Raw genomic sequence first — 17,313 nt, forward strand, 5'->3', positions numbered from 1 at the left:
CAATTACTTTGGGTCAGAAAGTTAATCCTAATGGAATGCGTATCGGTATCGTAAAAACCTGGGATGCAAAATGGTATGCTGATAAAGATTATGGAGCAAATTTATGTGAAGACATTAAAATTCGTGCTTTCTTAAAACAAAGTCTTTATCAAACAGGCGTATCAAAAATTGAAACTGAACGTTCCAAAAATCGTCTTAAGCTGACAATTCATACGGCAAAACCTGGTATGGTAATCGGCCGTGGTGGTTCAGGAATTGAACAGATAAAAAATAGTTTGAAAAAGTTAACGACAAAGCATATTGATATCAATATTGCTGAAATCAAACAGCCGGATATGGATGCAACACTTGTTGCTGAGAATATCGCGTCACAGCTGGAACGTCGTATCGCTTTTCGCCGTGCAATGAAGCAGTCTGTTGGGCGCACGATTCGCATGGGTGCTAAAGGCATAAAAGTTACAGTCGGCGGACGTTTAGGCGGCGCTGAAATAGCAAGACGCGAATCTTATCGTGAAGGAAGTATCCCACTTCATACGTTGAGAGCAGACATTGATTATGGAACGGCTGAAGCACATACAACATATGGTCGTATCGGCGTAAAAGTATGGATATTTAAAGGCGAAATTCTTCCGGAAAAGAAACAACCTGTACAGGTTGCAGCTGAAGGGAGCGAAGCCTAATGTTAATTCCAAAGAGAACAAAATTCCGTAAACAGTTCCGTGGTAATATGCGTGGGAAAGCTCATCGCGGCAATAAGGTATCGCATGGCGAATATGGCCTTCAGGCATTAGAAGCAGCATGGATTACCAATCGTCAGATAGAAGCAGCTCGTATTGCAATGACACGTTACATTAAACGTGGTGGACAGGTTTGGATAAAGATTTTCCCGGATAAGCCAGTTACAGCAAAACCTGCTGAAACTCGTATGGGTAGTGGTAAGGGCTCACCGGAATACTGGGTAGCAGTAGTAAAACCGGGCCGCATCATGTTTGAAATGGGCGGTGTAACTGAAGAAACGGCAAGAGAAGCTATGCGTCTTGCCGGGCATAAGTTGCCAATAAAGACGAAGTTTATAAAACGTGCAGATCAGCAAGAGGGCGGTGAAGTAAATGAAGGTTAAAGATATACGTGATATGAGTGACGGTGAACTTAACCAGAAACTTGCTTCACTTAAAGAAGAGCTTTTTAATCTGAGATTTCAGTTGGCTACCGGTCAGCTGGAAAATCCGATGCGTATCAAAAGCATCAAAAAGACAATCGCTCGTATTAAAACGATTCAGCGTGAGCAGGAATTAAATGCAAATGCTTAATGATGATGATATGCAGAAGGAAGGAGGCTCTTTTATGAGTGAAAGAAATGAACGCAAGACCAAAATTGGTAAAGTTGTAAGTGATAAAATGGATAAAACCGTTGTGGTAGCTGTTGAAGACCTTGAACAACATGCACTTTATAAAAAACTTATAAAAAAGACGGTTAAATTCAAGGCTCATGATGAAAATAACGATGCTCACATTGGCGATACCGTTTCTCTTATGGAAACACGTCCATTATCTAAAAGTAAATGCTGGAGAGTCGTTAAAATTCTTGAACGGGCGAAATAATTGAATACTAAGGATTTTAATAAGGGAGGTAAAGCAATTGATCCAACAACAGACAATGCTCAATGTTGGTGATAACACTGGAGCTAAAGAAATCATGTGTATCCGTGTTATGGGAGGATCCTATCGTAAGTATGCCAACATCGGTGATATAATTGTCGCCGCAGTGAAATCTGCGTCTCCTGGTGGTATGGTGAAAAAAGGGGAGGTCGTTAGAGCTGTAATCGTGCGTTCTAAAAAGGGACTGAGAAGGCAAGACGGCTCTTATATCCGCTTTGATGAAAACGCAGCAGTTCTTATAAAAGATGATAAAACCCCGAAAGGAACTCGTATTTTTGGGCCTGTAGCCAGAGAATTGCGTGACAAAGACTTCATGAAAATCATCTCATTGGCTCCAGAAGTACTTTAATAATGAGGAGGTGCAGAATTGTCACAGTATAAATTAAAGATAAAAAAAGGTGATACGGCAATCGTATTATCCGGTAAAGATAAGGGCAAGCAAGGTAAGGTTTTACAAGCACTGCCTAAAAAGAATAAGGTTGTAGTTGAAGGTATTAATAAAGTAAAACGTCATACAAAACCTAATCAAAATACTCCTAAAGGCGGAATTATTACCAAGGAAGCGCCGCTGTGTGCAGCTAAGGTTATGGTTGTATGTCCGGCATGCTCCAAACCGACCCGTGTTGCAAAAAAAGACGTAGATGGAAAGATGGTTCGTGTATGCAAAAAATGCGGCGAACTTTTAGACCAGGCAAAATAATAAGGGAAGGAGGCAATATTGGTGGATAGATTGCAGGAAAAATATTTAAAAGAAGTAGTTCCGGCTCTGACTGAAAAATTTGGTTACAAAAATCCAATGCAGCTGCCTAAAGTAGAAAAAATAATCATTAATATGAGTGTTGGTGAAGCTGTAGGAAATTCAAAAGCACTTGACTCTGCTGTTGAAGATTTAACCGTAATTGCAGGGCAGAAACCGATTCTTACCAGAGCTAAAAAGTCATTGGCTGCATGGAAATTGCGCGCTGGAATGCCAATAGGATGTAAAGTAACCATGCGCGGTACCCGTATGTATCAGTTTTTAGATAAATTTGTCAATATCGCATTGCCACGTGTACGCGATTTTCGTGGAGTAAGTGGTAAGGCTTTTGATGGTCGTGGTAATTATTCTGTAGGATTGAAAGAACAATTGATTTTCCCGGAAATCGAATATGATAAAATCGATAAAGTCCGTGGTATGAATATTATTGTTGTAACAACGGCTAAAACTGACGAAGAGGCTAAAGAACTTCTCCGCCTTTTGGGAATGCCGTTCAGTGCATAAAAAGAGGGGGTAAGTTTTTAATGGCCAAAAAGGCACTCATTGAAAAATGGAGTAAAGAACCAAAATATAAAGTTCGTCAATATAATAGATGTAAAATTTGTGGCCGTCCGCACGGTTATATGCGTAAATTTGATATGTGCCGTATTTGTTTCAGAGAACAAAGCTATAAGGGTGCAATACCTGGCGTAACAAAAGCCAGCTGGTAAAGTTAGAAAGAAAGGAGGATATCGATTTTATGGGAATGACTGATCCGATTGCAGATATGCTTACACGTTTGCGCAATGCAAACTCTGTTTTACATGAAAAAGTTGAAATTCCTGGTTCTAATATCAAAAGAGCTATTGCTGACGTATTAAAAGAAGAAGGATTTATAAAAGATTACACTTTTACTAAGGATAATAAACAAGGTGTAATTACAATTAAATTAAAATACGGACCTGACAGTGAACAGGTAATCACTGGAATAAAACGTATTTCCCGTCCCGGGCTTCGCGCTTATGTCAACAAAGATCAACTGCCGCGTGTTTTAGGCGGTCTTGGTATCGCAATAATATCCACTTCAAAGGGGATAATGAGTGATAAAAAGGCTCGCAGTACAGGTGTCGGCGGTGAAGTATTAGCTTATGTATGGTGATTTTTAGAACTAGGAGGTGTACAAATGTCAAGAATAGGAAGAGCACCTATTGAGATTCCCGCTGGTGTTACAGTTACAGTAGATGATAATAATCATGTAGTTGTAAAAGGTCCGAAAGGCGAATTATCTCGTACGTGCCATAAAGATATAAAGGTAGTCATTGAGGGAAATGTTGTAACAGTGCAGCGTCCTTCAGATGACAAAAATCATAGAGCATTACATGGTCTCACACGCAGTCTTATACATAATATGGTTGTGGGTGTTACTGAAGAATTTTCCAAAAATCTCGAAATTAATGGCGTGGGTTATAGAGCTACACAACAGGGGAAAAATCTTAATCTTTCATTAGGATTTTCACATCCTGTAGTAGTTGAACCACCGGCAGGAATTACTCTTACTGCTCCGGCATCTAATAAAATCGTTGTATCCGGTATTGATAAAGAACTGGTTGGCGATGTAGCTGCTAAAATCCGCAGCTATAGAGAACCTGAACCTTATAAGGGCAAGGGTATTAAATATGAAAATGAACATATTCGTCGTAAGGTTGGTAAAGCCGGCGGCAAGGGTGCTAAATGATTTTTTTAAGGGAAAGGAGCAATTGACGTGTTTAAAAGACAGGATAAGAATAAAGCTCGTCAAAAACGTCATCTGCGTGTACGCAATCGTGTATCCGGTACACCGGAAAGACCTCGCTTAAACGTATTTCGCAGTCTCAGCAATGTTTATGCACAGGTAATCGATGATGTGAATGGGGTTACATTGGCGGCAGCCAGTTCGAAGGATAAGGGATTTGAAAACTACGGCGGTAACGTTGAGGCAGCTAAGGCTGTTGGTACTGCAGTAGCAAAGGCTGCAACAGCTAAGGGTATTACAGAAGTTGTATTTGATCGCAGTGGATATATATATCATGGCCGTGTCGCTGCTTTAGCAGATGCAGCCCGTGAAGCAGGACTTAAATTCTAATTACAGAACAGGAGGTTAATTAATGGCCAAAATAGATGCTAATGCGCTTGAATTGCAGGAAAAAGTTGTATATATAAATCGCGTTGCCAAAGTTGTAAAAGGCGGTCGTCGTTTTTCTTTTAGTGCTTTGGTTGTCGTCGGCGATAAAAATGGACATGTTGGTGCGGGTCTTGGTAAAGCCAGTGAAGTACCGGAAGCAATCAGAAAAGGCATTGAAGATGCGAAAAAGAATCTTATTGAAGTTTCATTAGTTGAAAAAACTATACCGCATCAGATTACGGGTATTTTTGGTGCCGGTAAAGTTCTTTTAAAGCCGGCGGCAAAAGGTACTGGTGTTATTGCCGGTGGCCCTGCCCGTGCTGTATTGGAATTGTGTGGAATTGGCGATATCTTGACAAAATCACTGGGTTCATCAAATCCTAATAATATGGTACGTGCTACTATTGGTGGGTTGGGTCAATTAAAAAAAGCAGAAACAGTTGCCCAATTGCGCGGCAAGACTGTTCAGGAACTTTTGGGTTAAGGAGGTTATTTCAATGGCAAAACTGAAAGTTACTCTTACCCGCAGCCTTATCGGTCATCCGCAGGATCAGCGCGCGACCGTTAAAGCATTAGGTTTAAGGAAAATTAATTCCGTGGTAGAAAAAGATGATAATCCGGCTATTCGCGGTATGATTCATAAAGTAGAACATCTCGTAAAAGTCGAAGAAATTAATTTATAATAAAAGGGGGTGCCATGTGGCTATGAATTTACATGAATTGGCTCCGGCTCCAGGTTCAAAGAAAACACGTATTCGCGTTGGACGCGGTCTTGGTTCCGGTTGGGGAAAAACCTCAGGACGCGGTCATAAAGGCCAGAACTCCCGTGCTGGTGGTGGTGTCCGTACTGGTTTTGAAGGTGGACAGATGCCGCTATATCGCAGGCTGCCAAAACGTGGCTTCAAAAATATTTTTGGTAAAGAATATGCAGAAGTCAACGTTTGTATGTTAGAACGTTTTGAAGACGGCAGTGTAGTTGATGCTGTTACTTTAGTTGAATCCGGCATACTGAAAAATGTATGTGAAGGTGTCCGTATCCTTGGTAATGGTGAAATAACAAAAAAACTTACTGTAAGAGCACAGGGGTTTACAAAATCTGCTGAAGAAAAGATCAAAGCAGCAGGCGGCCAAATTGAGGTGATCTGAGTTGATTTCAGCCCTTGGGAACATTTTTAAAATTCCTGAATTAAGGCAAAAAATCATCTTCACCTTAATAATGTTTGCAGTGTTCAGGTTGGGGACGCATATTCCTGTTCCGGGGGTTAACCCGGATGCACTCGAACATCTTTTTAACAGTGGTAATTTATTTGGATTGTTGGATTTATTTTCCGGTGGTGCACTTAGTAAATTTTCCGTATTTGCTATGAGTATAACACCATATATCAATGCTTCCATTATAATGCAGCTTTTAGCTGTGGTTATTCCTACTTTAGAAGAATGGTCTAAAGAAGGAGAGGAAGGCTATAAAAAAACGAATAAGGTCACCCGTTATTTAACGGTTGCCCTTGCGTTTTTACAGGCAATTGGTATGTCTATAGGATTAAAAGCTGCTATAATAAATCCTAATCCGATGTCCATATTAATTATCGCAATCACATTAACAGCAGGAACTGTCTTTTTAATGTGGGTTGGTGAACAGATAACGGCCAATGGTATAGGAAATGGGATTTCATTGATTATTTTTGCCGGTATAGTGGCAGCACTGCCACGGTCATTGGGAACAATGTATAAATATTTACAGGCAGGTACGATAAATTATTTCAATTTATTTTTATTTTTAATTATAGCTTTGGCGATGGTCGTGTTTGTTATAGCCATTCAACAGGGACAACGCCGGGTACCGATATCTTATACCAAACGGGTTGTTGGAAATAAGACTTATGGCGGACGTTCTTCGCACATACCTCTTAAGGTTAATCAGGCAGGGGTTATTCCTATTATCTTTGCATCATCATTATTGATGTTTCCGGCAACTATCGGACAATTTGTAAATATTGGGTGGGTAAAAACCATTGCATCTTATTTTCAATGGGGAACAGTTACCCATACAATAACATATACCTTGCTAATAATTTTCTTTACTTATTTTTATACAGCTGTTACACTAAAAATACCCGATTTAGCTGATAATCTTAAGAAATACGGTGGATTTGTTCCAGGAATAAGACCTGGTACGGATACGGCAGATTATCTGGATAAAATAATGACGAGAATCACGCTTGCAGGCGCATTCTTTTTGGCATTGATAGCAATATTTCCTATGCTTATTGCTAATTTCACACATATTCAGGGCGTATATTTTGGTGGCACGGCATTGCTTATCGTAGTGGGGGTTGCTTTAGATACAATGAAACAGATTGAATCTATGGTGGTTATGCGCCATTATGAAGGCTTTATGAAATAAGGAGGAAAATATGCATATTTTATTAATGGGGCCTCCTGGTGCGGGTAAAGGCACGCAGGCAGCAAAATTAGTTGAACAATTTCATATACCGCATATTTCTACTGGGGACATGTTCAGAGCAGCAGTCAAAAATCAGACAGAGCTTGGTAAAAGGGCAAAAGTCTGCATGGACCAGGGGAAATTGGTACCAGATGATGTTACTATTGGTATTGTTCGGGAAAGACTTGCTGAAGCAGATTGTAAAAAAGGTTTTATCCTTGATGGATTTCCTCGTACAGTTGAGCAGGCAGAGGCGCTGGAAAACATCGTCGCTGAATTGGGTTTAAAACTTACTTGTGCACTTAATATAAATGTCCCGGCACAAGAACTCATTGAAAGAGCTGTGGGACGTCGCATTTGTAAAAAGTGTGGGGCAACATACCATGTAAAATTTAAAGCACCTGGTAAAGCAGGTGTTTGCGATATTTGTGGTGGAGAGCTTTATCAGCGTGCTGATGATAGTGAAGCAACCATGAAAAATCGTCTGGCTGTTTATGATGGACAAACAAAACCGCTTATTGAATATTATAAAAAAGCCGGTTTATATAAAGAAATCAATGGCAGCCAGCCAATGGACAAGGTGTATAGTGATGTCGTGACTGTACTCCATGGATGATAATAAGTTTATGTCGGATAGTAGTTTAATAAGGACGCTATTGAGACAATTCATTACAATAATGTTGGGCAGATATGGTTCCCTGGGAAAAGGTTGCCTGAAAACTCAGTTGGCCCAATCTTTATTCGAAAAGGAGCAGTTTCATGTCTAAACAAGATGTAATTGAAGTTGAAGGTAGAGTGCTTGAAGCATTACCAAATGCAATGTTTCAGGTAGAACTGGAAAACGGCCATGTCGTTTTAGCTCACGTATCCGGCAAGATTCGTATGAATTTTATCCGAATACTGCCGGGGGATAAGGTTACGATTGAGCTTACGCCATATGATCTTACCCGAGGCCGTATCACTTATCGATTTAAGTAATACTCATTGGGGAAGATTAGAGGAATATTGCTGAAAGGAGTAATTGCAATGAAAGTACGTCCATCAGTAAAACGTATTTGCGAAAAATGTAAAATAATTAAACGTAAAGGCCGGGTAATGGTCATTTGCGAAAACCCTAAACATAAACAAAAACAAGGATAATAGGAGGTGTGTTAACATATGGCACGTATTGCCGGTGTAGATTTACCACGTGATAAACGGATGGAAGTCGCTTTAACATATATTTTTGGTATTGGTCCAAAATCTTCACGTGACATCTTGGCGATGACAGGTATTAATCCTGATACTCGGTCTCGTGATTTAACAGAAGATGAAGTTGCTAAGCTGCGTGAGGCAATTGAAAAAAATTATAGTGTTGAAGGGGATCTTCGTCGTGAAGTATCACTTAACATTAAACGCTTGGTAGAAATTGGCTGTTATCGCGGCAGACGGCATCGTTTTGGACTTCCTGTCCGTGGACAGAATACAAAAAACAATGCACGTACAAGAAAAGGTCCGAAAAAGACTATTATGGGCAAGAAGAAAGAAGTATTATAAGGAGGGGTAGAATTTGCCAGTAAGTAAATCTCGTCCCAAAAAAAGAGAACGTAAAAATATTGAATTTGGCGTAGCACATATTCGTTCAACATTCAATAATACAATTGTTACGATTACTGATAAAAACGGTAATGCACTTTCTTGGGCAAGTGCCGGTGGACTTGGCTTCAGAGGTTCCCGTAAAAGCACACCGTTTGCGGCTCAGATGGCGGCAGAAGTAGCAGCTAAGGCTGCTATGGAACATGGACTAAAACAAGTAGAAGTTTATGTAAAAGGACCGGGAGCAGGTCGTGAAGCGGCTATTCGGTCACTTCAGGCTACGGGACTTGAAGTTAATATGATTAAGGACGTTACGCCAATTCCACATAACGGCTGTCGTCCACCAAAACGCAGAAGAGTATAATAGGAGGGAAGAATAGATAAATGGCAATTGATAGAGCACCGTCATTGAAAAGATGCCGTTCATTGGGAATTGAAGCTGCTGTAGTTGGTCTGGGTAAGAAATCTAAACGCCAGCCGCGTCGCACTGGTCGTAAAATAAGTGAATACGGTACGCAGCTGAGAGAAAAACAAAAAGCAAAATTTATATATGGCGTATTGGAAAAGCAATTTCGTCTTTATTATGATAAAGCTAAAAAAATGCAGGGTGTTACCGGTGAAAACCTTTTGCTTTTACTGGAAAGAAGACTTGACAACGTGGTGTTTCGGTTAGGTATTGCGAATACCCGGCGTCAGGCTCGGCAAATGGTAACGCATGGTCATATTGTTGTTAATGGCAAGTGTGTTGATATTCCGTCAGCACTTGTTAAAGCAAATGATGTCGTGGGTATCAGGGAAAAGAGCCGTTCCAGTGAATTGTTCAAGGCAATTGCTGAATCCGGCAATAAACTGAGTGTTCCGGCTTGGCTTAGTGCCGGTGAATTAGGTGGTACTGTTACCAGATTCCCAAATCGTGATGAAATCGATGTTCCAGTAGACGAACAGGCTATCGTCGAATTATACTCCAGATAATATGTCGTAGTGGTCATAGTGTGGCAATTTATAGGCATAGAACAAAGGAGGGGAACCTTAGATGATCGAGATCGAAAAGCCTAAAATAGAAATTGTGGAATTAAGTGAAGATCAAAAATATGGCAAATTCATTTGTGAACCGCTTGAACGTGGTTATGGTACAACACTAGGAAATTCGCTGCGGCGGATTTTGTTGTCATCGTTGATGGGAGCGGCTATTACATCGATAAAGATTGATGGTGTGCTTCATGAATTTTCCACAATACCGGGTGTGCGGGATGATGTTACTAATATTATCTTAAATCTAAAATCATTATGCTTTAAAATGCATAACGATGATCCACACACAATAAGTATAGATGTTACTGGCGAAAAAGAAGTAACTGGTGCTGATATCAAGGCTGACGCTGATATTGAAGTATTAAATCCCGATCTGCATATAGCAACTATTGATGAAAGTGGCTCACTTAAGATGGAAATGACTGTTGAACGCGGCCGTGGATATGTTCCGGCAGATAAGAATAAAAAGCCTGATCAGCCTATCGGTGTTATTCCTATCGATTCAATTTTTTCTCCTATTCAGCGGGTGAACTACACTGTGTCAGATACTCGTGTGGGTAATGTTACAGATTATGATAAGCTGACTTTGGAAGTGTGGACTAATGGTTCATTACGCCCAGAAGAAGCAATCAGCAAATCTGCTAGTATACTAATTGCCCATTTCAAACTGTTCCAAAGCATGGCGGGCTGTTCAGAGGAAGAAAATGAATCAGAAAGCACCTTCATGGAAAATGAAGAAGATGATGCAAACAAGGTAATGGAAATGACTATAGAGGATCTTGATTTATCAGTCAGATCGTTTAATTGTTTGAAGCGGGCGGAAATCAATACGGTTGCTGATCTTGTGCAAAAGTCAGATGATGATATGATGAAAGTCAGAAATTTGGGTCGCAAATCACTTGATGAAGTGAGAAATAAGCTGAAAGAATTAGGCCTTTCACTTGCACATAATGAAGAATAGGAGGGAAAAAATTGAGAAAGTTAGGTCGTGACAGCAGTGCACGTCGTGCGCTTTTTCGCACCGTACTGACGTCATTATTTAAACACGAACGCATAGAAACAACAGAAGCTAAAGCAAAAGAAATAAGCGGGTTAGCTGAGAAAATGATTACTTTGGCAAAACAGGGCGACTTGCATGCACGCCGTCAGATTGCTGCTGATTTATTAGATGAATCAGTAATCAAAAAATTATTTGATGAAATAGCACCTTCGTATAATGAACGTCAGGGTGGCTATACTCGTATTCTTAAACTTGGGCCTCGTCGCGGTGATGCCGCTCCGATGGTAATCCTTGAATTAGTAAAATAATAAAATTCTCATTACTTGGGTGATGCCTGGTGATAATGAGAAGTGTCTTTATAAGAACTGTCTTTGGGCGGTTCTTATTTTTTTGCAAAAATAATGATATATGTTGATTTTAATAAAAATAAAGTTTATCGTTTATATAAGAAACTTAAGGGGAAGTGTGCATGATGAAGCAATATAAAATTGCTGTTATACCAGGTGACGGAATTGGGACTGAAGTAGTGGCTGAAGGTGTAAAAATTTTAGAGCAGGCAGCTGAATTATCTGGAACGTTTAGATTTTCATTCGAGTATTTTCCTTGGGGATGTGAATACTATTGTAAAACAGGAAAAGTAATGGATGATGACGGGTTGGATAAACTAAAAAAATTTGATGCTATTTATTTGGGGGCGGTTGGTGCACCTAATGTTCCGGATAATATATCGTTGCGCGGACTGCTTATAAAAATACGGCAGGGATTTGATCAATATGTTAATTTACGACCGGTAAAATTACTGAATGGTGCACCGTGTCCGTTAAAAAATATTAAACGACGTGAAGACATTAATATGACGGTAATCAGAGAAAATTCAGAAGGTGAGTATGCAGGAGCCGGTGATTGGCTTTACAAAGGAAAACCGCAGGAAGTCGTTTTACAGACAAGTGTATTTTCGCGCAGGGGAACAGAGCGGATTATCCGATATGCTTACGAGTCAGCAAGGAAAGAACATAAGTCGATAACTAGTATAAGCAAGGGTAATGCACTTAACTATTCAATGGTGTTTTGGGATGAGATTTTTCGTGAAGTGGGAAGGGAATATCCTGATGTTAAGCAATATACATATTTGGTTGATGCGGCGGCCATGTTTTTTGTAAAAGATCCAGCTCGCTTCCAGATTGTGGTCACATCAAATTTATTTGGTGATATATTGACTGATTTAGGCGCGGCTATTGCTGGTGGAATGGGATTAGCAGCTGGTGCTAATATAAATCCTGAAAAATTGTATCCATCTATGTTTGAACCGATACATGGTTCAGCTCCTGATATTGCCGGTAAAAAAATTGCTAATCCCATGGCAGCAATTTGGTCGGTTTCTCAAATGCTGGATTTTTTTGGTGAAAAAGACTGGGGTACGAGAATACTCATGGCATTAGAAAAAGTTTTGATGGAAAGAAAAGTATTGAGCGCTGATTTTGGTGGCACGGCCTCCACTGAAATGGTTGGAACAGAAATAAGAAAGCAGCTTGCATCAATATAAATTTTATTTTGCCCATAATAAAAAAACATTTATCATGGTATATTGAAACTGCCATGATAAATGTTTTAAAAATATGGAATAAATAACTATTGTACATAGTAAAATAAATTATTTTTGTTTTTTTTCTTTTAACATTTCATTTAACGTGTGCCATGCTAAAACAGCACATTTAACACGAGCCGGCATATGGGAAACATCTTTTAAAGCCATTGCTTCGTCTAATTCTTCAAGTTTTTTCGGATCAGTTTCCTCACCGCGAATCATATCAATAAATAAGTCGGTAAGTTTTATTGCCTCATCGATGCTCTTACCAATGATGAGATCAGCCATTATGTCGGTTGAAGCCTGTGATATAGCACAACCCTGTCCATTGAAAGCGGCATCTTTGATGATATCGTTTACCACATTTATTTCTAAAACAATTTCATCACCACAACTGGGATTTAAGCCTTTTTTTACCAGAATTTCATCAGCTTCACATTTAGGGTTTATTGCTGTTTTGTGATCGCTGGCTTGTAATAATTTGTGTTTATGATCCGGATGCATATTATGTTCCATGAGAATATCATTATAAATATTATTTAACGCCATGAAAATAACTCCTTATGTATTTTACTTGCTCGATAAGTTGTTTTATATCGGCCTTGTCATTATAAAAGGCAATGCTGGCCCGACAGCAGAAGTTGCACTTTAAAAAACGCATAAGCGGTTGGGCACAATGATGTCCGCCACGAATTGCAACATTCCCGGAATCCATTAGGGAAGCAACGTCGTGTGGGTGGATATTTTCAATGTTAAAAGCTATTACGCCATGATGGGCTGAAAAATTGTTGCTGCCATATATTGTTATATAAGGCAGTTTACTGAGCTCTTCACCGGCAAGATGACTAAGCTCAGTTTCTCGCTCGATGATTTTATTGTAACCAATAGATTCAATAAAATCAATAGCTGCAGCCAGCCCCACGGCACCACCAACATTTTGGGTTCCAGCTTCGAATTTATAGGGCAACTCGGCGAAAGTGGCCGTTTGTTCATCGACATAGTCGATCATTTCACCACCAGTCAGAAAAGGCGGCATCGCTTCCAGATATTTTTCCTTACCATATAATATGCCGATCCCCATAGGGGCATACATTTTATGGCCGGAAAAAGAGTAGAAATCACAGTCAAGAGAAGAAACGTCAATTTTTTCATGGGGAATGGCCTGGGCACCGTCGATGGATACAACGATATTGTGTGCATGGGCAATCGGTATCAATTCTTTTAAATTTTGTTCACTGCCTAAGACGTTTGATATCTGAGTCAGGGAAAGGATTTTGGTTTTGTCAGATATTTTATTTTTTAGTTCAGCTGTTGTTATAATTCCATCCTCGTTAGGGTATAAATAAATCAATTTGGCTTTATGGCGTTTGGCAGCTTGTTGCCAGGGAATCATGTTGCTATGGTGTTCCATTATTGATATGAGAATTTCATCATCTGGCTGTAATAAAAGTTCGGATAGGCTAAATGCGATAAGATTAAGTGATTCAGAAGCATTTCGTGTATAAATAATTTCCTGCACCTTAGCTGCACCGATGAATTCGGCAATTTTTTTGCGGGCATTTTCATAGGCGTCAGTGGCTTTTTGTGATAATTCATAGAGACCGCGCAGGGGATTGGCATTTTCGCGGCGATAATAATCGGCTACAGCATCTATTACCATATCAGGTTTTTGTGTGGTGGCAGCATTGTCAAGATATGCTAAAGTGCTATTACGGCGCATTATTGGAAAGTAGTTTTTATAACGATTCATTGCAGAGCACTTCCTTATCATAAGTATCTATTTTTGCGGCTAAATTTTGCGGCAGCAGATTTTTCAAACGGGCAATAGCTGAATCAAGAAAGATTTGCCGAGCAGATGTTTCATCAATACCGCGTGACTGTAAATAAAAGAGGTGTTCTTCATTAAGGGCGCCGATAGCTGCACCGTGGTTGCCAACAACATCGTCTTCATCGCAGAGCATCAAGGGAACACTTTTGTTTTTGGCAGTTTTACTTAAAAGAAGTACATTTTCACTTTCATTACCTGAAGAACCTTTACAACCATGGTGAAAATCAAGTGTACCCCGAGCTGTCTTCTTACTGTCGTTGAGTAAAAGGCCAGTCATTTTTATTTCGGATAAGCCTTTTTTGCCATAATGACGAGTGACATAGTTAAGATCAATATCCTGCCGGTTATGTCCAATATAATCAGCATATATTTCGGAAGCAGCCTTGTAGCCGTGTAAATCAGTTAAAGCAGAAGCTAAAGCAGTTTTACCGCCTAAGGGCATATGATGAATAGTTACCTTGGCGTCGTTTTCCACATAAGCAATGGCATTGTTGAAGGCAAGAAAATTTTCGCCTAATAATTGCAGACATGTGAAGGTTAGAGAAGAATTCTTTTTAGCATGTATTCTGATGAGATCAGTGTATTGACCGGCTGCGTTAGCTGATGATGATATAGAGACTATTATATTGGCATGAGAATTTTCTTCAAGGATGATATCAAAAAGAGCAGTTAACTTATCATTGTCTTTTAGTGTCATATCAAAGATAAGTGGTGTCTCTACGGAATTATTCTTATTTACAGTAATGGTTTTAGTTATAGAGGCATTGGCGATAATATATGAAGCAGCTTTTGCATCATTACCGGAAATAAGAAAATTGTCAAGACTGGTTTTGTTCTCAATATGCATACCGGTTGAATCACCGGTGATGACGGGATTATTTTTGTCATCAGGTCTATTATAAAGTTGAATTTGTTTATAATTTACATTAAAATGATTCCATGTGAGCACGGGAATATTATTGCCATTTAGTATTGTGTCCATCAGCCAATACCTCCTTCCATTTCAAGACGTATAAGATTATTCATTTCAACAGCATACTCAAGTGGCAGTTCTTTGGATATGGGATTGGCAAAACCGTTGACAATTAGTGTTTTTGCTTCGTTTTCATTGATACCGCGGCTCATCAGATAAAATACAGCTTCATCATCAATACGGCCAATAGATGCTTCGTGGCCGACGTTGACATCATCGCAGCGCACATCCATCAATGGAATGGTATCAGAACGTGATTTATCATCAAGCATCAGTGATTGACAGGATACGCTGGATTTACTTTTATGGGCTTTTTCCGTCATAGTGACAGCACTTCTGAAGGTACCAATACCACCGGATTTGGAAAGTGATTTGGTATTGACGACAGACGAGGTATGCGGAGCATTGTGCAGAATTTTTGTACCGGTGTCAAGATTTTGTCCTTCACCGGCAAAAGTAATACCGGTAAACTCTGATTTGGAATATTCACCATTTAAAATCGTCATCGGATATAGATAGGAAACGTGTGAGCCAAAAGAACCGGAAATCCATTCCATACTACCGTTCCTTTCGACTTTAGCGCGTTTAGTGTTAAGATTATACATATTTTTAGACCAGTTTTCAATCGTTGAATAACGCAGATGGGCATTCTCACCGACAAATAATTCGACACAACCGGCGTGGAGGTTAGCCACATTATATTTGGGAGCTGAACAGCCTTCAATAAAATGTAGATAAGCACCTTTGTCAACGATTATTAGGGTATGTTCAAATTGACCGGCTCCCGGTGAGTTAAGACGGAAATATGACTGCAAGGGTATATCAACGGTGGTATAGGGCGGAACATAGACAAAGGATCCACCAGACCACACCGCACCATGCAGAGCGGCAAATTTGTGATCGGAAGGAGGTACTAGTTTCATAAAATGTTGTTTTATCATTTCAGCATATGGGCCGGCTAGCGCTTCTTCAATACCGCTGTAAATAACACCTTTTTTAGCAACAGAATCTTGAATGTTGTGATAAACAAGTTCAGAATCGTATTGCGCTCCTACACCGGCAAGCGACGTGCGCTCAGCTTCTGGTATGCCGAGACGTTCGAAAGTGTCTTTGATGTCTGCCGGGACTTCATCCCACTTGGCAGCCATTTTTGTTTTTGATCGTACATAAGTAACAATGTTGTCTATATCAAGATCTGTTATATCGGGTCCCCAATTGGGAACTTTTAGTTCATTATAAATTTTTAATGACTTTAGGCGGTGTTCAAGCATCCAATTCGGTTCGTGTTTTTTAGCACTTATTTGGCGAACAATATCTTCAGTCAGTCCGCTGGCAAGCTTTTCAACATTTTTTTCGGCTTTTTTAAAATCATATAGATTGCGGTCGACGTCTGCAACCATGGTTTTTTTCTTTGTTGTATCAGACATTGTTACCACCTTCCTGAGTTTCAAAACGAACAAATCCGGTTTTATTTATTTCATCGATGAGTTCACTGCCACCTTCAGCGACAATATGACCTTTTACCAATATGTGGACCTTATCTATTTTCAATTTGTCCAGTATATGCATATTATGGGAAATTATTAATAACCCTTTTTCGTTATCTTGTTGAAATTCAGTAATTCCCCTGAGCATGATATTAACAGCATCAACGTCGAGACCGGAATCAGTTTCATCCATAATGGCAAGTTTGGGTGAAAGCATCAGTAGTTGGAGCATCTCAACTTTTTTACGTTCACCGCCAGAAAAACCGACGTTGAGATCACGTTCAAGATATTCATGTTTTAGGTCGAGATTTTTCATGGTATCATTAAGCTTTTGCCGAAATATTTTACCTTTGAGAGGGTTCATTGTGTTCTTGGAAGCGGCACGCAAAAAACTATATAAAGAAATTCCAGGGACTTCAACAGGTGATTGGAAAGATAAGAAAATCCCCTTTTTTGCTCTTTTATCAGTTGATAAGTCGGTGATATCCTCATTTTCGAAAAGTATACTGCCACTGGTCGTTTTATAAACCGGATTGGCGAGCAAAGAGGATCCGAAAGTCGATTTACCGGCACCATTAGGTCCCATTAATATGTGAGTCTCTCCTTTATTTATAGTGAGATTCAAGTTATGCAATATAGAAATATCATCTGTTGATGCAACAGAATAATTTTTAACCTCAAGTAATTTATCGCTCATAATAAAGAACACTCCTTGTTTTTGATAGGATCATGAGATATGCATGTTAATATAGAATTTACGAGTCCGATATGACTTAGTAATTTATACTTCATTAAGCATATTATACTACTACACTAAGATATAAACAATACTTA

The 17,313-nt window shown here is 39.5% G+C and carries 29 protein-coding genes; 24 read left to right on the forward strand and 5 right to left on the reverse strand.

Annotated features, from left to right (window positions below; translation table 11 throughout):
- The first annotated feature begins 8 nt into the window (after nucleotides 1-8).
- The 24 genes from rpsC to F8M42_RS01695 all read left to right on the forward strand — a co-directional run bounded on the left by rpsC (nucleotide 9) and on the right by F8M42_RS01695 (nucleotide 12,149).
- Complete coding sequence (rpsC, locus tag F8M42_RS01580) at nucleotides 9-680, forward strand: 30S ribosomal protein S3 (protein ID WP_182187674.1); 672 nt, start codon at nucleotides 9-11, stop codon at nucleotides 678-680.
- Nucleotides 680-1,120: a 50S ribosomal protein L16 gene (gene rplP / locus F8M42_RS01585; protein ID WP_182187675.1), complete on the forward strand. Its 441-nt coding sequence runs from the start codon at nucleotides 680-682 to the stop codon at nucleotides 1,118-1,120. The genes rpsC and rplP overlap by 1 nt, the downstream gene beginning before the upstream one ends.
- Entirely contained in the window at nucleotides 1,110-1,310 is a 201-nt protein-coding gene (gene rpmC / locus F8M42_RS01590) for a 50S ribosomal protein L29 (protein WP_182187676.1), read from the forward strand. The genes rplP and rpmC overlap by 11 nt, the downstream gene beginning before the upstream one ends.
- 34 nt (nucleotides 1,311-1,344) lie before the next feature.
- Nucleotides 1,345-1,602, forward strand: coding sequence for a 30S ribosomal protein S17 (rpsQ, locus tag F8M42_RS01595; RefSeq protein ID WP_182187677.1), 258 nt, complete (start codon nucleotides 1,345-1,347; stop codon nucleotides 1,600-1,602).
- Nucleotides 1,603-1,639: 37 nt separating this feature from the next.
- Nucleotides 1,640-2,008 carry a 50S ribosomal protein L14 gene (rplN, locus tag F8M42_RS01600; protein WP_182187678.1) on the forward strand — a complete coding sequence of 123 codons (369 nt, stop codon included), beginning with the start codon at nucleotides 1,640-1,642 and terminating at the stop codon, nucleotides 2,006-2,008.
- Nucleotides 2,009-2,026: 18 nt separating this feature from the next.
- On the forward strand, nucleotides 2,027-2,359 hold the full coding sequence (gene rplX / locus F8M42_RS01605) for a 50S ribosomal protein L24 (protein ID WP_182187679.1): 333 nt from the start codon (nucleotides 2,027-2,029) through the stop codon (nucleotides 2,357-2,359).
- Nucleotides 2,360-2,380: 21 nt separating this feature from the next.
- A complete protein-coding gene (gene rplE, locus F8M42_RS01610) occupies nucleotides 2,381-2,920 on the forward strand; it encodes a 50S ribosomal protein L5 (RefSeq protein WP_182187680.1) in 540 nt (179 codons plus the stop codon).
- Nucleotides 2,921-2,940: 20 nt separating this feature from the next.
- Entirely contained in the window at nucleotides 2,941-3,126 is a 186-nt protein-coding gene (locus tag F8M42_RS01615; RefSeq protein ID WP_132548308.1) for a type Z 30S ribosomal protein S14, read from the forward strand.
- A gap of 29 nt (nucleotides 3,127-3,155) precedes the next feature.
- Nucleotides 3,156-3,554, forward strand: a complete 399-nt coding sequence (gene rpsH, locus F8M42_RS01620; protein WP_182187681.1) for a 30S ribosomal protein S8 — start codon at nucleotides 3,156-3,158, stop codon at nucleotides 3,552-3,554.
- Nucleotides 3,555-3,578: 24 nt separating this feature from the next.
- A complete protein-coding gene (rplF, locus tag F8M42_RS01625) occupies nucleotides 3,579-4,130 on the forward strand; it encodes a 50S ribosomal protein L6 (protein WP_182187682.1) in 552 nt (183 codons plus the stop codon).
- Nucleotides 4,131-4,157: 27 nt separating this feature from the next.
- Nucleotides 4,158-4,517, forward strand: coding sequence for a 50S ribosomal protein L18 (rplR, locus tag F8M42_RS01630; protein WP_182187683.1), 360 nt, complete (start codon nucleotides 4,158-4,160; stop codon nucleotides 4,515-4,517).
- A gap of 22 nt (nucleotides 4,518-4,539) precedes the next feature.
- Nucleotides 4,540-5,040 (forward strand): 30S ribosomal protein S5, encoded by a 501-nt coding sequence (gene rpsE / locus F8M42_RS01635; protein ID WP_182187684.1) that lies wholly within the window; start codon nucleotides 4,540-4,542, stop codon nucleotides 5,038-5,040.
- Between the two features lie 13 nt (nucleotides 5,041-5,053).
- Nucleotides 5,054-5,239, forward strand: coding sequence for a 50S ribosomal protein L30 (gene rpmD / locus F8M42_RS01640; RefSeq protein ID WP_182187685.1), 186 nt, complete (start codon nucleotides 5,054-5,056; stop codon nucleotides 5,237-5,239).
- Nucleotides 5,240-5,261: 22 nt separating this feature from the next.
- On the forward strand, nucleotides 5,262-5,702 hold the full coding sequence (gene rplO, locus F8M42_RS01645) for a 50S ribosomal protein L15 (RefSeq protein WP_182188583.1): 441 nt from the start codon (nucleotides 5,262-5,264) through the stop codon (nucleotides 5,700-5,702).
- Between the two features lies 1 nt (nucleotide 5,703).
- Nucleotides 5,704-6,960 carry a preprotein translocase subunit SecY gene (gene secY, locus F8M42_RS01650; protein WP_182187686.1) on the forward strand — a complete coding sequence of 419 codons (1,257 nt, stop codon included), beginning with the start codon at nucleotides 5,704-5,706 and terminating at the stop codon, nucleotides 6,958-6,960.
- 10 nt (nucleotides 6,961-6,970) lie between these two features.
- Nucleotides 6,971-7,615 (forward strand): adenylate kinase, encoded by a 645-nt coding sequence (locus F8M42_RS01655; protein ID WP_182187687.1) that lies wholly within the window; start codon nucleotides 6,971-6,973, stop codon nucleotides 7,613-7,615.
- 143 nt (nucleotides 7,616-7,758) lie between these two features.
- On the forward strand, nucleotides 7,759-7,977 hold the full coding sequence (gene infA, locus F8M42_RS01660) for a translation initiation factor IF-1 (protein ID WP_132548291.1): 219 nt from the start codon (nucleotides 7,759-7,761) through the stop codon (nucleotides 7,975-7,977).
- A gap of 48 nt (nucleotides 7,978-8,025) precedes the next feature.
- Nucleotides 8,026-8,139 carry a 50S ribosomal protein L36 gene (gene rpmJ / locus F8M42_RS01665; protein ID WP_132548289.1) on the forward strand — a complete coding sequence of 38 codons (114 nt, stop codon included), beginning with the start codon at nucleotides 8,026-8,028 and terminating at the stop codon, nucleotides 8,137-8,139.
- A gap of 18 nt (nucleotides 8,140-8,157) precedes the next feature.
- The gene (rpsM, locus tag F8M42_RS01670; protein WP_182187688.1) at nucleotides 8,158-8,535 is read left to right on the forward strand and encodes a 30S ribosomal protein S13; all 378 of its coding nucleotides are present in this window, start codon (nucleotides 8,158-8,160) and stop codon (nucleotides 8,533-8,535) included.
- A 13-nt stretch (nucleotides 8,536-8,548) separates the two neighbouring features.
- On the forward strand, nucleotides 8,549-8,938 hold the full coding sequence (gene rpsK / locus F8M42_RS01675; protein ID WP_182187689.1) for a 30S ribosomal protein S11: 390 nt from the start codon (nucleotides 8,549-8,551) through the stop codon (nucleotides 8,936-8,938).
- Between the two features lie 20 nt (nucleotides 8,939-8,958).
- Nucleotides 8,959-9,546 (forward strand): 30S ribosomal protein S4, encoded by a 588-nt coding sequence (gene rpsD, locus F8M42_RS01680; RefSeq protein ID WP_182187690.1) that lies wholly within the window; start codon nucleotides 8,959-8,961, stop codon nucleotides 9,544-9,546.
- A 61-nt stretch (nucleotides 9,547-9,607) separates the two neighbouring features.
- On the forward strand, nucleotides 9,608-10,567 hold the full coding sequence (locus F8M42_RS01685) for a DNA-directed RNA polymerase subunit alpha (RefSeq protein ID WP_182187691.1): 960 nt from the start codon (nucleotides 9,608-9,610) through the stop codon (nucleotides 10,565-10,567).
- Between the two features lie 11 nt (nucleotides 10,568-10,578).
- Nucleotides 10,579-10,914 (forward strand): 50S ribosomal protein L17, encoded by a 336-nt coding sequence (gene rplQ / locus F8M42_RS01690; protein WP_182187692.1) that lies wholly within the window; start codon nucleotides 10,579-10,581, stop codon nucleotides 10,912-10,914.
- Nucleotides 10,915-11,078: 164 nt separating this feature from the next.
- On the forward strand, nucleotides 11,079-12,149 hold the full coding sequence (locus F8M42_RS01695; RefSeq protein WP_182188584.1) for a tartrate dehydrogenase: 1,071 nt from the start codon (nucleotides 11,079-11,081) through the stop codon (nucleotides 12,147-12,149).
- A gap of 108 nt (nucleotides 12,150-12,257) precedes the next feature.
- Here the strand turns inward: F8M42_RS01695 and sufU are convergent, their stop codons facing one another.
- The 5 genes from sufU to sufC are packed head-to-tail and all read right to left on the reverse strand — an operon-like array spanning nucleotide 12,258 to nucleotide 17,176.
- Complete coding sequence (sufU, locus tag F8M42_RS01700) at nucleotides 12,258-12,740, reverse strand: Fe-S cluster assembly sulfur transfer protein SufU (protein WP_182187693.1); 483 nt, start codon at nucleotides 12,738-12,740, stop codon at nucleotides 12,258-12,260.
- Nucleotides 12,727-13,941 (reverse strand): SufS family cysteine desulfurase, encoded by a 1,215-nt coding sequence (locus tag F8M42_RS01705; protein WP_229711393.1) that lies wholly within the window; start codon nucleotides 13,939-13,941, stop codon nucleotides 12,727-12,729. The genes sufU and F8M42_RS01705 overlap by 14 nt, the downstream gene beginning before the upstream one ends.
- On the reverse strand, nucleotides 13,928-15,001 hold the full coding sequence (locus tag F8M42_RS01710; protein WP_182187695.1) for a SufD family Fe-S cluster assembly protein: 1,074 nt from the start codon (nucleotides 14,999-15,001) through the stop codon (nucleotides 13,928-13,930). Before F8M42_RS01710 ends, F8M42_RS01705 begins: the two co-directional genes overlap by 14 nt.
- Entirely contained in the window at nucleotides 15,001-16,419 is a 1,419-nt protein-coding gene (gene sufB / locus F8M42_RS01715; RefSeq protein WP_182187696.1) for a Fe-S cluster assembly protein SufB, read from the reverse strand. The genes F8M42_RS01710 and sufB overlap by 1 nt, the downstream gene beginning before the upstream one ends.
- A complete protein-coding gene (gene sufC, locus F8M42_RS01720) occupies nucleotides 16,412-17,176 on the reverse strand; it encodes a Fe-S cluster assembly ATPase SufC (RefSeq protein ID WP_182187697.1) in 765 nt (254 codons plus the stop codon). The genes sufB and sufC overlap by 8 nt, the downstream gene beginning before the upstream one ends.
- Nucleotides 17,177-17,313: the final 137 nt, after the last annotated feature.

The sequence above is a fragment of the Pectinatus frisingensis genome, from assembly GCF_014076555.1.
GTDB classification, from domain to species: Bacteria; Bacillota; Negativicutes; order Selenomonadales; family Selenomonadaceae; genus Pectinatus; species Pectinatus frisingensis.

Bases quoted from the DNA above. Each gene is read 5' to 3' on its own strand.
- rplP (WP_182187675.1), top strand. From the start codon at position 680: ATGTTAATTCCAAAGAGAACAAAATTCCGTAAACAGTTCCGTGGTAAT.
- rpmC (WP_182187676.1), top strand. From the start codon at position 1,110: ATGAAGGTTAAAGATATACGTGATATGAGTGACGGTGAACTTAACCAG.
- rpsQ (WP_182187677.1), top strand. From the start codon at position 1,345: ATGAGTGAAAGAAATGAACGCAAGACCAAAATTGGTAAAGTTGTAAGT.
- F8M42_RS01615 (WP_132548308.1), top strand. From the start codon at position 2,941: ATGGCCAAAAAGGCACTCATTGAAAAATGGAGTAAAGAACCAAAATAT.
- rpsH (WP_182187681.1), top strand. From the start codon at position 3,156: ATGGGAATGACTGATCCGATTGCAGATATGCTTACACGTTTGCGCAAT.
- rplF (WP_182187682.1), top strand. From the start codon at position 3,579: ATGTCAAGAATAGGAAGAGCACCTATTGAGATTCCCGCTGGTGTTACA.
- rpsE (WP_182187684.1), top strand. From the start codon at position 4,540: ATGGCCAAAATAGATGCTAATGCGCTTGAATTGCAGGAAAAAGTTGTA.
- rpmD (WP_182187685.1), top strand. From the start codon at position 5,054: ATGGCAAAACTGAAAGTTACTCTTACCCGCAGCCTTATCGGTCATCCG.
- rplO (WP_182188583.1), top strand. From the start codon at position 5,262: ATGAATTTACATGAATTGGCTCCGGCTCCAGGTTCAAAGAAAACACGT.
- F8M42_RS01655 (WP_182187687.1), top strand. From the start codon at position 6,971: ATGCATATTTTATTAATGGGGCCTCCTGGTGCGGGTAAAGGCACGCAG.
- infA (WP_132548291.1), top strand. From the start codon at position 7,759: ATGTCTAAACAAGATGTAATTGAAGTTGAAGGTAGAGTGCTTGAAGCA.
- rpmJ (WP_132548289.1), top strand. From the start codon at position 8,026: ATGAAAGTACGTCCATCAGTAAAACGTATTTGCGAAAAATGTAAAATA.
- rpsM (WP_182187688.1), top strand. From the start codon at position 8,158: ATGGCACGTATTGCCGGTGTAGATTTACCACGTGATAAACGGATGGAA.
- rpsD (WP_182187690.1), top strand. From the start codon at position 8,959: ATGGCAATTGATAGAGCACCGTCATTGAAAAGATGCCGTTCATTGGGA.
- F8M42_RS01685 (WP_182187691.1), top strand. From the start codon at position 9,608: ATGATCGAGATCGAAAAGCCTAAAATAGAAATTGTGGAATTAAGTGAA.
- F8M42_RS01695 (WP_182188584.1), top strand. From the start codon at position 11,079: ATGAAGCAATATAAAATTGCTGTTATACCAGGTGACGGAATTGGGACT.
- sufU (WP_182187693.1), bottom strand. From the start codon at position 12,740: ATGGCGTTAAATAATATTTATAATGATATTCTCATGGAACATAATATG.
- F8M42_RS01705 (WP_229711393.1), bottom strand. From the start codon at position 13,941: ATGAATCGTTATAAAAACTACTTTCCAATAATGCGCCGTAATAGCACT.
- F8M42_RS01710 (WP_182187695.1), bottom strand. From the start codon at position 15,001: ATGGACACAATACTAAATGGCAATAATATTCCCGTGCTCACATGGAAT.
- sufB (WP_182187696.1), bottom strand. From the start codon at position 16,419: ATGTCTGATACAACAAAGAAAAAAACCATGGTTGCAGACGTCGACCGC.
- sufC (WP_182187697.1), bottom strand. From the start codon at position 17,176: ATGAGCGATAAATTACTTGAGGTTAAAAATTATTCTGTTGCATCAACA.